At 61.7% G+C, this 13,279-nt stretch carries 14 protein-coding genes; 1 reads left to right on the forward strand and 13 read right to left on the reverse strand.

The window, feature by feature from the left end:
• From Q0L62_RS12255 to Q0L62_RS12315, 13 genes are all read right to left on the reverse strand, one after another.
• On the reverse strand, nt 1-606 hold a 606-nt coding region (locus Q0L62_RS12255), incomplete at its 3' end, for a Gfo/Idh/MocA family oxidoreductase (protein ID WP_296680188.1).
• A complete protein-coding gene (locus tag Q0L62_RS12260) occupies nt 606-1,430 on the reverse strand; it encodes a 3-methyl-2-oxobutanoate hydroxymethyltransferase (protein WP_296680190.1) in 825 nt (274 codons plus the stop codon). The genes Q0L62_RS12260 and Q0L62_RS12255, both read right to left, overlap by 1 nt.
• A 10-nt stretch (nt 1,431-1,440) precedes the next feature.
• Complete coding sequence (locus Q0L62_RS12265) at nt 1,441-2,214, reverse strand: TIM barrel protein (RefSeq protein WP_296680194.1); 774 nt, start codon at nt 2,212-2,214, stop codon at nt 1,441-1,443.
• Nucleotide 2,215: 1 nt separating this feature from the next.
• On the reverse strand, nt 2,216-2,524 hold the full coding sequence (locus Q0L62_RS12270; protein WP_296680196.1) for a MocE family 2Fe-2S type ferredoxin: 309 nt from the start codon (nt 2,522-2,524) through the stop codon (nt 2,216-2,218).
• 12 nt (nt 2,525-2,536) lie between these two features.
• Nucleotides 2,537-3,496 carry a sugar phosphate isomerase/epimerase gene (locus tag Q0L62_RS12275; protein ID WP_296680199.1) on the reverse strand — a complete coding sequence of 320 codons (960 nt, stop codon included), beginning with the start codon at nt 3,494-3,496 and terminating at the stop codon, nt 2,537-2,539.
• Nucleotides 3,493-4,497, reverse strand: coding sequence for a Gfo/Idh/MocA family oxidoreductase (locus Q0L62_RS12280; protein ID WP_296680202.1), 1,005 nt, complete (start codon nt 4,495-4,497; stop codon nt 3,493-3,495). The genes Q0L62_RS12275 and Q0L62_RS12280 overlap by 4 nt, the downstream gene beginning before the upstream one ends.
• 141 nt (nt 4,498-4,638) lie before the next feature.
• Nucleotides 4,639-5,460 (reverse strand): ATP-binding cassette domain-containing protein, encoded by an 822-nt coding sequence (locus Q0L62_RS12285; protein ID WP_296680206.1) that lies wholly within the window; start codon nt 5,458-5,460, stop codon nt 4,639-4,641.
• A 14-nt stretch (nt 5,461-5,474) separates the two neighbouring features.
• Complete coding sequence (locus tag Q0L62_RS12290; RefSeq protein ID WP_296680209.1) at nt 5,475-6,554, reverse strand: ABC transporter permease; 1,080 nt, start codon at nt 6,552-6,554, stop codon at nt 5,475-5,477.
• 105 nt (nt 6,555-6,659) lie between these two features.
• Nucleotides 6,660-7,616, reverse strand: a complete 957-nt coding sequence (locus tag Q0L62_RS12295; RefSeq protein WP_296680211.1) for a substrate-binding domain-containing protein — start codon at nt 7,614-7,616, stop codon at nt 6,660-6,662.
• 56 nt (nt 7,617-7,672) lie between these two features.
• Nucleotides 7,673-8,689 carry an ABC transporter permease gene (locus tag Q0L62_RS12300; RefSeq protein WP_296680214.1) on the reverse strand — a complete coding sequence of 339 codons (1,017 nt, stop codon included), beginning with the start codon at nt 8,687-8,689 and terminating at the stop codon, nt 7,673-7,675.
• Nucleotides 8,689-9,702, reverse strand: coding sequence for an ABC transporter permease (locus Q0L62_RS12305; RefSeq protein WP_296680216.1), 1,014 nt, complete (start codon nt 9,700-9,702; stop codon nt 8,689-8,691). The genes Q0L62_RS12300 and Q0L62_RS12305 overlap by 1 nt, the downstream gene beginning before the upstream one ends.
• A gap of 62 nt (nt 9,703-9,764) precedes the next feature.
• Nucleotides 9,765-10,796, reverse strand: coding sequence for a sugar ABC transporter substrate-binding protein (locus tag Q0L62_RS12310; protein WP_296680219.1), 1,032 nt, complete (start codon nt 10,794-10,796; stop codon nt 9,765-9,767).
• Nucleotides 10,797-10,826: 30 nt separating this feature from the next.
• Entirely contained in the window at nt 10,827-11,837 is a 1,011-nt protein-coding gene (locus Q0L62_RS12315) for a sterol desaturase family protein (protein ID WP_296680220.1), read from the reverse strand.
• A gap of 161 nt (nt 11,838-11,998) precedes the next feature.
• On the opposite strand from Q0L62_RS12315, the gene Q0L62_RS12320 reads away from it, so the two are divergent.
• Nucleotides 11,999-13,021 (forward strand): LacI family DNA-binding transcriptional regulator, encoded by a 1,023-nt coding sequence (locus Q0L62_RS12320; RefSeq protein WP_296680223.1) that lies wholly within the window; start codon nt 11,999-12,001, stop codon nt 13,019-13,021.
• Nucleotides 13,022-13,279: the final 258 nt, after the last annotated feature.

Below are 13,279 nucleotides of genomic sequence, written 5' to 3' on the forward strand. Positions count from 1 at the left end.
CGGGCCTTGCGGCAGATCGACGACATCCATCTGGGCATCGACGACGGCGACGGGGCCAAGCAGATAGATCATCTGGTCCACGACATGGCTGCCCAGATCGCGCAACAGACCGCCGGTCGGCCCCGGCTCCAGCGTTTGCGGACTGTCCTGATCCATGCGCGATTCAATCCGCCAGATCTTGCCCAGCCGTCCATCATTGATCACCTTGCGCAGGGTTTGCAAGTCGGCGTCAAAGCGGCGGTTTTGATAGACGGCCAGCACGACGCCCTTGGCTTTGGCCGCACGGCCCAACTCCAGGGCGCCAGCGGCATCGGGCGCAAAGGGTTTGTCGGCGATGACGTGCAGGCCTGCGCCGATCGCCTGCAACACCAGATCGCGGCGGGTCTGGGGTGGGGTGGTGATGGTCACGGCGTCACAAACGCCTGCGGCGATCAGGTCGGTCAGGCTGGCAAAGATCGGCGTGTCCGGCCAATCCGCCCGCGCCGCAGCGATAGTGGCGGGCGCACGCGCGACGATGCCTGCAAGCGTGCAGCCCCGGGCCGCGGCAATAAAGGGGGTGTGGAAATGCCGCCCCCCGGTGCCATAGCCCACCACCCCGATGCGCATCAGACCTTCACCGATTTCAGGAAGGCGTCGAATTCGTCATCCTTGATGGCCACGCTATGCTCTGCCGCCGGATAGCCGCCGCTGTCGACATCGGCCTTGTAGTCTTTGAACGCGGCAATCCGCTCGGCCTGAATCCGGTCAAGTTCCGGCCCAAGGTTACGGTAAACCTTGCCGTGACGCGGCTTGTGGTTCTTGCCATAGCCGCAGACATCTTCGGTGAACAGATACTGCGCATCGGCATGTTTGCCCGCCCCCATCCCCAGCATGATGATCGACGAGTTTTCCGACAGGAACTGCGCCACACGGTCGGGCACGACCTCCAGCTCGGCGCCAAAGACGCCGATTTTCTCCAGCATCTGGGTGTGGCGCCACAGCGCCTCGGCCTCTGCCGCGGTCTTGCCAACCGCGCGCCAGCCGGTCCAGCTGATATAGCTGGGGATCAGGCCGATATGGCCAACCACCGGGATATGGTTGTCGCACAGCACCTTTTGAATGTCATAAGAGGCCGCGCAGTAATAGGCGTCGCCGCCAAGGGCCGCATAGTGGAAGGCCGCGCGCAAATAGTCTTCGGCGGTCGCCAAGGGGCGGCCATTGAAGCTGCCCCAGCCGCCATAGGGCAGGCCCACCTGCACAAAACAATCGCCCGCCGCCGCGCGCATTTCGGCGTCAAAGAAGCGGCCTTCGATCGACAGCATCTGAATGCCCGCCGCAGCGGCAGCCGCCGCCTCATCGGGCGTGGTGACGAACAGCATCGAGATCTTTTCGCCCCGCGCTTTCATGGCGCGGATGTCCTGAACGTGGGGTCGGTTGTGATACATGCCCATGGCTGTGTCCTTACAAAGTGAATGCGGCGCGGAAGGCTTCCAGCGCGGTTGTTTCGTCGCCTTTGGCAAAGGCTTCCATGCCGACGGGGCCGGAATAGCCCATGGCGTCCAAGGCGCGGGCAATATTGGGCCAGTGCATCTCGCCGGTGCCGGGTTCACAGCGGCCGGGGTTGTCGGCCACCTGCACTTCGCCGATCCATGGCAGACAGGCCTCGGCCCAGCGGATCACGTCGCCTTCGCCGATCTGGGTGTGGTAAAGATCAAGGTTAATGCGCAACTGCGGGCGGTTCACGGCAGAGACAAGCGACAGCACGGCAGCGGTGGACCCAAAGGGGCAGCCGGGATGTTCGCGCGGGTTCAGGTTTTCCAGCGTGAAGGTCACGCCCTCGCGCTCGGCCAGATCGCAGATGCGGTGCAAGGTGTCGCGGGCGCGCAGCTCCATCCCCGGCGCAAAGGCCGCCAGATGCGGGATCGGCAGGCCGAAATCGCCCAAGCCCGTGCCGTGCAGGTTCAACCGCTGCACCCCCAGCCGCTGACCCACTTGCAGCGTTTCGCGGGCGGATTTCAGCAACAGGTCTGCGCCTTCGGCATCGGTCAGGCGGCCTTGCAGATAGCCGTTCATGATGGTGAAGGTGGCGCCGGTTTTCACCAGTGCGGCCACGTCCCATGCAGGCCAGTTCCACAGGCCCACGCCAAAACCCATTTCCTTCAGCCGCGAGGCCCGCCACGACATCGGACGGTCGCGCCACAGCATTTCCGCACAGGCGGCCAGTTGGAATGCCATCTCAGAGATCCACGAAAACACGCCCGTCTTCGACCTTGGTCGGGTAGGTGCGAAGGTTGTTGCAAGCGGGAGGCGTCTCGACCTCGCCATTGGTGACGTTGAAGATCGAGGAGTGTTTCGGGCACTCGATGGTGCCTTCGATCACCATGCCGTCGCACAGGTGGATGTCCTCATGCGTGCAAAGCCCATCGGCGCACCAGTAGCCGTCCTTGTCGTCGCGGACGATGATGAAGGTGCGCGTGCCGTGATCGAAACGGATCACGTCTTCGGCGGGAATGTCGGTGGCGGAACAGGCGTTGATCCAGGGCATGGGGTCTCTCCGTCAAATGTCTTGGGGTTTGTAGTCGGCGGGCCGGCCGGGCATGACGCCTTGCAGAAGGGCCACGGATTTCTCCAACCCTTCCAAAGAGTTCAGCAGCACGTCTTCATGTTCGATCGACAGCCAGCCGTCATAGCCCGCCATCTTCAGACGGTAGCAGAACTGCCGCCACCATTCTTCGCCATGGCCAAACCCAAGGGTGATGTAGGACCAGGACCGCGCCGGAATATCCATCAGGCTGCCGTTTTCCAAAAGGCTGGTGGTGGCCTGTTTGGGGGCGTTCAGGAAGGTGTCCTTGGCGTGAACGTGGTAAATCGCGTCGCCCAAAGCTTCGGCTGCGATCAAGGGATCGGCTCCCATCCAGAACAGGTGGCTGGGGTCAAGGTTGGCGCCGATCACCGGGCCGATCATCTGGCGAAGTTTCAACAGCGATGGCACGTTATAGACGCATTGATTGCCGTGCAGCTCCAGCGCGATGCGTTCAACGCCGCAATCGTGTGCCAGCGCGGCGATCTCGGTCCAGAAGGGCAGCAGCTTTTCCTCCCACTGATAGAGCAGGATGGCCTGGGTCTCGGGCGGCCAGCTGGAAATCACCCAGTTCGGCATTGTGTCGGTCGGGTTTCCGGCGGGCAGGCCCGACATGGTGCAAACCGTCTTGATCCCCATTTCGCCCGCCACACGGATGGTGTTGCGCAACCCCTCGCCTTGGGCGGGGTCGGTCGGGTGCAGGGGGTTACCATTGGCGTTCAGGCTGATGATCTCCAGCCCACGGCCCGCAAATTCCGCCTGATAGGCCTTTTGCGCGGCCTTGTTGCCCAGCATCCCCTTCAGGTCGAAATGCGAGGCACTTGACCAGCCGCAGGTGTTGACCTCGACTCCCGACACGCCCAGACGTGCGGCGTGGTTCAGCATATCGGCAAAGGGCAAACCGCCCAGACTGTCGGATACGAATCCAAGTTTCATGCGTAGAACTCCGGTCTTGCGATCATTTCAACGGGCATCTTGCGCCCCACGGCCAGCGCCTTGGCGCCCGCCTGCGCGACAACTGCAGCGCAATAGCCATCCCAGCAATCCGCCCCGATTTCGGGGAAGGCGCCGGTCTGCACAAAGCGCAAAAAGGCGCGATTCTGGCGGCGGTAGGCCTCGGCATAACGCCCGCGCCAGTCGCTGTCGTATCCGGTGGAAGAGGCCAGCCGCATGTCGGTGCGGGTATAGGCGACCGGGTTCATGGCGATGGACCCGGCCTCGCCCACCAGTTCGGCGCGCACGTCATAGCCGTAGGCCGCGTTGTTGTTGACCTCGATGTTGACCAACTGGCCGTCCGCGGTTTCCAGCACCATCACAACCGGGGCCACCCTTGCGTCGGACCGCTTCGGCTGCCAGGCGGCAATCGAGGCATATTCGCATCCCAGCACATGGCGCACCACGTCAAATTCATGCGGGGCGGAGTTGGTGATGGCCATGGCCCCGGTGAAATCCGCCGCCGGAGTTTCGACATTGCGGTGAAAGTTGTGCATCATCAGCGCACGGCCCAGATCGCCGCGCTGCAACGCGCCGCGCATCTGCACATAGGCCTCGTCATAACGACGCATGAAGCCCAGCTGCACAAAGCGCGCGCCAGCGGCCTGTTCGGCCTGCATCACCGCCAGACATTCGTCAACGGACTGCGACAGTGGCTTTTCGCACAGCACCCGCTTGCCCGCCGCGATGCAGGCCAACGACAGCGGTGCATGGGTGAAATCGGGACTGGCCACGATCACCGCATCGACATCGGCCCGCGCAATGGCGGCCTCGGGATCGGTCATCACATCCTGCGCGCCATGGGCCTCGGCAATCCTGCGGGCCCTTGTGGCGTCCATGTCGCAGACGACCTGAAGGCAGGCCCCCGGCATATCCTCGGCCACTATTTTCGCATGGTCGGCCCCCATGAGGCCTGCGCCGATGACGGCAATTCTGATGGTCATGTCTGTCCTGCCTAAGCGGTTCATTTTGTTGGGGTGGTCCGAGCCGGGGGGAAAATCCGGCTCGGACCCGTCGCAACCCGCAGTTTGGGAGAAATCGCGGGGGAAAAGGAAAGCAGGTGTGGAGTCCCAGCTTTCCAAACTTCAGACGGCCGGTGGCGGGTGTCCAGCATGATCAGCCATATAGCCCTCGATGGAGGCCTCGAGCCCGGCCATGGTTTCACCACCGGCCATCAGATCGGTGATTTCTTCGCGCGTGCGCTCGCCCTTTTTGAAATCGGCAGCAATGGCGCCGCGGATCAGCACGGCGAAATGGTCGCCAACGGCCATGGCGTGCATGACCTGATGGGTGATGAAGATCACGGCAAGGCCGCGCCGTTTCGCTTCGTTCACGATGCGCAGGACGTGGGCGGCCTGCTTGACGCCAAGGGCGGCGGTCGGTTCGTCCAGGATCAGCACGCGGGCGCCAAAATGGACGGCCCGGGCGATGGCCAGCGATTGCCGCTCTCCGCCCGACAGCCCGCCCACCAGACGGTCACCGTCATCAATGCGCGTGATGCCGAAATCCTGCACCGCCTTGACCGCAATCTCGTTGGCGGTCTTGCGGTCATAGACCTTGAACGGTCCCCAACCCTTTGTCGGCTCGACCCCGACAAAGAACGACCGACCAATCGACATCAACGGAAAGGTGCCGCCGAATTGATGGACGGTGGCGATGCCTTTTTCCGATGCCGCGCGGGGAGTGGGAAGCGCAACGACTGCGCCGTCCATTTCGATCTTGCCGCTGGTGGGCTGGTGAACCCCCGACATGAGCTTGATCAGCGTGGACTTGCCCGCGCCGTTGTCGCCCAGCAGGCACAGCACTTCGCCGGCGCGCACTTCGATGTTGATGTCGTGCAGAACGTCGATCGGGCCGAAGCTTTTGTTGACGCCACGCAGGGCAAGGATGGGTGCTTTATCAGACATGGCTTTTCCCCGGTTCAGGATTTCTTGGTGGCGGACCAATTGGTCGCCATTCTGCGGAAGGTTTCATTCATCAGGACCGCGATCAAAAGCAGGGCGCCGATGAACAGAAGGTTCAGGTCCTTGTCGAAGGTGGTGAAGTTGATGCCCTGAAAAACGATGCCGAAGGTCAGGGTGCCAAAGACGATGCCCGTCACGGTGCCGAAGCCGCCCGTCAAAAGCACGCCGCCCACCACAACGCAGATGATGCTGTTGAAGATCATGCCGAACTGGGTCGTCGTGCTGGCCGTATTGGCCAGAACCGCCTCGCTGATCCCCACCAAGGCTGCGGCCATCGCGGACAGCACGAACAGCACGATCTTCAGCGGGCCGGTCGGTATGCCCGCATTGCGCGCACTTTGCTGGTCGCCGCCCATTGCAATGATCCAATTGCCCCAAGGCGACATATGCAGGATGAAAAAGCAGACCACGGCAAAGGCGATCCAGATAAAGAAAGAGCTTTGCAAGCTTTGGAACAGGACGATCTGCGCCCCTTCCGCGCCGAAAGCCAGCGTATGATAGTCGCCCAGAACGAATTCCGACACCGGCCCCACATCTTGCAGGCTGTGCTGCGTGGTGCCGGCCAGTTGCTTTGACACATAAGAATTCAGGCCCGCGACGACAAAAAGGGTTGCCAAGGTTACGATCAGCGAGGGCACCTTGCTGCGCGTCACCAGAAAGCCGTTGATGGCGCCGATGGCACCCGCAATGCCAAGGCTCAGTGCGCAGGCAAGCCAGAAGTTCATGCCAAACTGATTGACCGCCATCGCCAGAACGATCCCGCCCGCCGGGATCAGGGCGCCGATCGAGATGTCCATCTCTCCGGCGATCATCAGAAAGCCCACCGGGATGGCGACGATGCCAACCTTGGAGGCGAAGTTCAGCCAGGTCGAGGTTCCCAGTGCGGTGAGAAAGTTGTTCTCGGCCCCGAAATAACCAAAGAAGACCAGAATCACAAAGAACCCGGCGGCAGCGCCTGCGTCAGGACGCCGAAATATGCTTTGCAAAGAGAGGGCGCCGCGTCCCTTTGAACCGGAAGTTTCTTGTTTGTCCGACATCTTGTGGTCTTTCCCCCCAAATCCTTGTTCAGCCGTCAGCCTTAGGTCCCAAAGGCCGCCGGATTGGTCCGGCCGGAAACTTCCGGCCGGACACGTTCACATGGCTTAGCGCGCGCCCAAGGCGGCTCCGGCCACGACAGCGTCCACATTGGCCGCGTCGATGATCGCCGGGCCGGTCAGAACCGGGTTGGTCGAGATGTTCGTGCCGAACTTGAGGTGGGCGAACAGCATCGAGGTCGCGAGGAACCCCTGCAGGTAGGGTTGCTGGTCGATGGCCATGGTCTGGGTGCCAGCCTTGATCCGGTCCAGCGAAGCGGGGCTGAAGTCGAAGGCCCCGATCTGCAACTTGGCGCCGGTCTGCTCCACAGCGTTGACGGCGGCGGCAGCGCCGAAATCGGCACAGGACACCAGCGCGTCGATGGACGGGTCACCGATCAGCGCGGCCTTGAAGGCCTCGGCGGTGCCGGTCACGTCGCCGTCAAGGTTCGGCGGGGTTTCAAGCACCGTCACCGTGGCACCCGCTTCCTTGGCCCCATCGGTCACGCCCTTGCAGCGTTCGGTCAGGTTGATCGCACCCGGAACCTGAATATGGCAGACGATGTGCTTGGCACCGTGTTCCGCCAGATACTTGCCGCCACCCACACCGGCCGCATATTCGTCGGACCCGAAATAGTTGATGGCGCCGATGTCTTTCATGACAGGCAGACCAGAATTGTATTGCATGATCACGACGCCCGCATCGCGCGCGGCCTTCAGCGCGGGGATTTGCGCATCGGGAACCCAAACCGGGATGGCAATGCCTTTCGCGCCCTGCGCTACGGCCTGGTTGATGAGCGTCACCAGATCGGGGCCGAAGTTTTCATAGTTCTGGGTGCGCAGAAACTGAACCGTGCCGCCGTTAGCCGTGACCATCGTGGTCGCGTCATCGACACCCTTCTTGATCTTGTCCATGAAGGCGTCTTCGACCGAACCAGCGATCACGACAATTTCTTGCGCCATGGCCGCGCCGGACAGCAGCGACAGACCCGTCGCCGTCGCCAGCGCCTTGAGTGAAAGTTTCATTGTAGGTTCCTCCCTTTGTGCGCCATGACAGCGACTGTTGTGGGTCATTCGACCCCTTAACGCCCAGCGGCGATCTCTTTGCGGACCCGTGGTTTCTTGCGCACCGACCGCATCGCGAAATTCCGGAAACTTTCGTTCATGCCCACGGCCAGAAGCAGCGTCACGCCGATGATCAGGTTCGACCAGTTGCGCTCGATCTGGGTGAAATAGATGCCTTGGCTGACGATGGCGAAAGTGACGGTGCCGACCAGGATCCCCAGCACCGAGCCGAAGCCGCCGGTCAGCAGGACCCCGCCCACCACGACGCTGACGATGGTGTTGAAAATATATCCCATACCGCCCGAAACCTGCGCCGAGTTGAACTGGATCGCCCCGCAGATGCCGACAAAGGCGGCGGCGGTCGACGACAGCATGAACAGCGCGATCTTTAGCCGTGCCGTGGGGATGCCGGCATTGCGGGCCGAGGTCTGGTCGCCGCCCATGGCATAGATCCAGTTGCCCAAGGGCGAGACATGCAGCACCCAATAGAACACCGCGGCAAATCCCGCCCACCAACAGATGATCACCTGATACTTGCCGGCAATCAGCATGCCGAAGACGGTTTTGGCCCAGTCGGGCGGCGTCAGCGACACACTGGCGTTGCCCGCAAGCAGCATGGCGGATGACAGGATGATCCCCTGAACCGCCATCAGCGTGCCCAGCGTGATGATCAGCGTCGGCACCGTGGTGCGGGTGGCGATCAGCCCGTTCACCAAGCCGACCAGCAGCCCCAGCGCCAATGCGCCTGCGATGCCCACCCCAATCGGCAATCCGAAATGGCCCGACAGGATGGCCACCGTCATCGACCCCGCCGGGATCATCGCGCCGATCGAAATGTCGATCTCTCCGGCGATCATCAACAGGCCCACTGGCAGGGCCACAATGCCAAGGTTCGCGGCCAGATTGACCCAGCTTGCCGCCCCGGCCAGTTTGCCCAGGTTCACGCCTCCGAAGACGACATAGAACACGATCACCGCGATCAGGCTGAGGATCGAGCCGATTTCCGGGCGGCGGGTCAGGATTGAAACGTTCATCAGGACCTCCGTCCGGCCGAAAGGGCCAGCGCCATGGCGCGGAATTTGTCGTTGGTCATCACGGCAATCAACAAAAGCGCCCCGATGATGATGCTGCCGTAATTAGGGTCCAACCCCGAAAAGAAGATGCCCTGATTGACGATGCAGAAGGTCAGCGTGCCCAGCACAATCCCCAGCACCGACCCCGCACCGCCCGTCAAGAGGACGCCGCCGATGACGACGCACATGATCGAGTTGAAGATGAAGGTCTGCCCGGCGGCGACCTGCGCCGCGTTGAAGGTCATCACCTGACTGACGCCGACAAAGGCGGCGGAAAAACCTGACAGCATGTAAAGCCCGATGGTCAGCTTGCCCGTCGGGATGCCTGCGTTACGCGCGCTTTCCTTGTCGCCTCCCAGTGCAAAGATCCAGTTGCCCAAGGGTGAAACATGCAGCAGCCCATAGATCACCGCGACAAAGACAGCCCACCACAGGATCGACACCTGGAACATGTTGCGGATCAGTTGGCCAAAGACGGCCTTGGCCGCGTCGCCCGGCACCAGAAACACGCCGGTTGACCCATGGATCAGGATGGTCAGGCCCAGGGTCAGCCCCATGACGCCAAACATCGTGCCGATGGTGATGATCAGCGAGGGGATGCGGGTGCGGCTGACCAGAACTCCGTTCACGAAGCCGATGGCAAGACCCACCGCCAGACCGCCGAGGATCGCCAGAATGTCCGGCACGCCGAAATCGACGGCCAACAAGGACACCGTCAACGAAGACGCCGGAACGACCGAGCCGACCGACATGTCCAGTTGGCCCGCAATCATCAGAAGGCCGACCGACAGCGCAATAATGCCCACTTCGGACGACATGTTCAGCACGCTGGAAATTCCGGGCGCGCCGATGAAATTGGCCCCACCCATCAGAGCAAAGAAGACATAGACCGCGATCATGCCGACGAACGAACCGGCCTCTGGCCTGCTGGCCAGATGTCGCAAGGTGATCCCGGCTGTTGGCTTTGTGGTCATGCGCATCCCTCCCCTGATGGCTGATGGATCGGGCCGCCCGCAGAACGGACGGCCCTTTGGGCTTAGCGGGTGCCTTGCGAGGCGCCGGCCAGCGTGGCCTTGATGTTGGCGGCATCGACGACGCCCGGTCCGGTCAGGATCTCACGCGTCGGGATGGTCAGGCCGTAGTTGACATAGCCATTCAGGATCGACACGGCATAAAAGCCCTGCTGATAGCCTTGCTGGTCGATGGCGCAGGCCTGGGTGCCCTTGTCGATCTGGTCCAGAATGGCGGCGTCAAAGTTGATGCCGCAAACCTTGACCTTGCCTTCCATGCCAGCCTGAGCAATGCCCTGCACCGCGCCGACCGCGTCAAGGTTCGCCGTGGTGAAGACCGAGTCGACGTCCGGATGCTCCAGCAGATAGGCCTTGATCGCCTGCGCGACGGCGGTCACGTTGCCTTCGGCGGTGGCGGGCAGCGGCAGGACATCGGCCTTGGCGCCAGCAGCGGTCAGACCGTCGCCGTAGCCTTTGCAATAGGCTTCGATATTCGCCGCACCGGGCAGCGAGTTGATGCAGACGCCCGACTTGGAGCCCGCCTTGGCAAGGTATTCACCGCCGCCCAAGCCGCCCTTGTAGTCGTTCGAGCCGACGTAGTTCATCGCGCCCAGACGATCCGCTGCTTCCAAACCGCCCGCGTTATAGACAATGAAGGGGATCTTGGCCGCAGCGACCGCCTGGAAGGCCGGGTCCATCGCATCGGGAACCCAATCAGGGGCGACGATTGCGGTGGCGCCTTGGTCGATGGCCTGACGGATCAGCTCTGCCGCGTCCACGCCGAGGTTGTCGTAGTTCTGCGGGCCCAGCCAGGTGACCGAACCGCCCTGAGCTGCAACCAGCTTGCCGGCGTCCTCGGCGCCCTTTTTCACAATTCCCCAGAATGGGTCATCGGGCTTGCCGCCGATGACGAAGATGTTCGCGCCCTCGGCATAGGCCATGCCTGCGCCCAGCGTCATGATGGCCGCGGTGGCCAGCAACTTTGCAAGTTTCATTTGGGTCTCCTCCCTCATAAGGCCGATTTTTCGGCACATCTCTCCCGTGGGCCGCCCCGTCATGGCGCCGCCCGGTCCGTCATAGTCTTTCGGTCACTCCGCCGGAGCCTTCGCCGCCAGACGTTCCTTTTTTCGGCGGAAGCGGTCCTTCATCTGCTCGTCGGCCGCTTTGGTGCCGTCGTGCCAGGTGCCGAACCAGCGATCCAAGGGGATCAGCCCGTCGCCGCCGTAATTCACCTCAAAGTATTTGTGGTGCAGGTAGTGGGTATAGGCGTGGCTATCCATCGCCTGACCCTCGGTCACCTCCAGCTTGTCAAAGCCGATATGGCCGACAATCGCGCCATAGGCGGTCGAGGTCAGTTGGAACATCGCCGCGATCGGTGCCGAGGGAATGAGGATATGCCACATCATCTCGGCAAAGAAGGCGAAAGCCTCGATTGGATGCATCGACATCGACGACCAGGGCGAGGGGTTGATCGAATTGTGATGGATCGAATGGATCCAGCGATACAGCGGCTGCTGGTGGATCAGCCAGTGGATGCAGAAGAAATGCACCTCATGTAGGGCTGGAGCCAGCAGGATCAGCGCGGCGATCCAGTAGGGATGCGCCCAAGGGTCCACCCAATTTCCGATGCCATTGGCAAAGCACCACAGGGTAAAGCACTCGACAGCGGTCCAAAGCGGGATCGAGATGCAGAAGGTCCGCAAGAAGTTGTCGATGTTCTGGCTTTTGAACCAGAAAACGTCCGAAGGGTTCTCGGCGGGGAATTTCGCGTTGTATTTGAATCGCGTGCCCTGCTTGCGCTTGACGTAATAGAAGAACTCCACCGCGCCATACAGCAAGAAGACGCCGCCCGCGTTGACGGCATGGATGGTCAGGACCCAGCCCCAGGCGAAGGTCTTCATCGTCTGTACGTCGGGCAGCACGAAATACATATAGGCCAGCGTCAGCCCCATGAAGATCGCGTTGTGCGGCCATAGATAGGCGATGATCCAGCGCCCCATCTCGGCCCAGCGACCCTCCCAGAAGGGCGCGATGGCCAAGGGTTTGGACGGGGCCCAGTTGCCGCGCTTGTCGCGTGTGCCAAATTTCAGATCGTCCACGCTGCCCTCCCGTAGAATGTAAAGCCGACTCGCATTGCAGAATAGAATTTCTATACCATTGACAAAACTTCCCGCACGAATAAATCTTCTGTGTGGCGTATTTCTTTTCTTTTCCCTCATTTTCTGCGCCGCAGAAATGAAGGATTCCCTCAGGAGGCCCGATGGCTCACCGTGCAACTGTTCAGGATCTGGCTGAAAAGGCCGGCGTCAGCGTCTCGACCATCGACCGCATCATGAACGGTCGGGACAAGGTTCGGGCTGTGACGGCCGCAAAGGTGCTTGCCGCGGCCGAGGAGCTTCAGTTCTATGCCCTGCCCGCGCTGCGCGAACGCCTTCAGGTGGATAGACCACGCCGAAAGCTGGGGTTCCTGCTGCAACAATCGCACCGGACCTTTTACCGCATGATCGCCGAAACGATCCGCACCGCAGCCGCAGACCTGCCCGAACCCGTTGATGTCATCATTGAACATGTGGACGATCTGTCGCCGGAAGCCGTGGCGGAACAGATGCTGAAGATGGGCGACAACGTTGGCGCCTTGGCGGTCGTCACGGCCGAGCACGCGAGGATTTCAAGTGCAATCGAATCCCTTGCCGCCAGGGGCGTGAACACCTACGGCCTGATCTCCGAGCTGACCGCCAGTTGCGGCACTGGCTATATCGGCCTTGACAACTGGCGGGTCGGCCGCACGGCTGGTTGGGCCGTCGCGAGCATGTGCAAAAGGCCGGGGCGGGTCGGGATTTTGGTTGGCAATCACCGCTATCGCTGTCAGGAGCTGAACGAATCCGGTTTCCGGTCCTACTGCCGAGAGCATGCACCGGAGTTCACCCTGCTGGAGCCTGTGCAGACCTTCGAAGACAACGCCATCGCCCGCGATGTGACAGAACAGCTGTTGCGGCGCGAGCCCGATCTTGTTGCTCTATACGTCGCAGGTGGCGGTATGCCCGGCGCTCTGCAAGCCCTTCGCAATTCGGGACGCGCCAGCTCGATCGTGACCGTCGGAAACGACATGACCGAACACACGCGGCTCGGCCTGATCGACAATGTGGTGACCATGATCTTCGCACACCCGATCCAACGTTTGGCCCAAGAGGCTCTCGCACAGATGCAGCGCGACCTGAATACCGGCAACGCACCCACCAAGCGCTTTCTCAACTTCGAAATTTTCGGCCCGGAAAACATCTGACCTGTCCCCGGCAGTTCCATTGCTGCGATGTTAGGTCCGGCAGATCACCGGGGCATTGGCTGTGCAGATCAGCCGGGGGTTTTGGGAGTAGGCAAAACTTGGGGGTCTCGGGTTAAACGGCTTGCGGGCGCTGCATAAGGCTGAGACGGCCTTCGAGAGCTGCCGCTCTGGTGATGGCAACTCGATGAGCCCCGTTCGGGGACCACCTCATACGTCGGTTTTTTCCCATGCGAGCATGTGCAATATCATCGACACAGC

Source organism: Novosphingobium sp. (genome assembly GCF_024642085.1).
Classification (GTDB): domain Bacteria; phylum Pseudomonadota; class Alphaproteobacteria; order Sphingomonadales; family Sphingomonadaceae; genus Novosphingobium.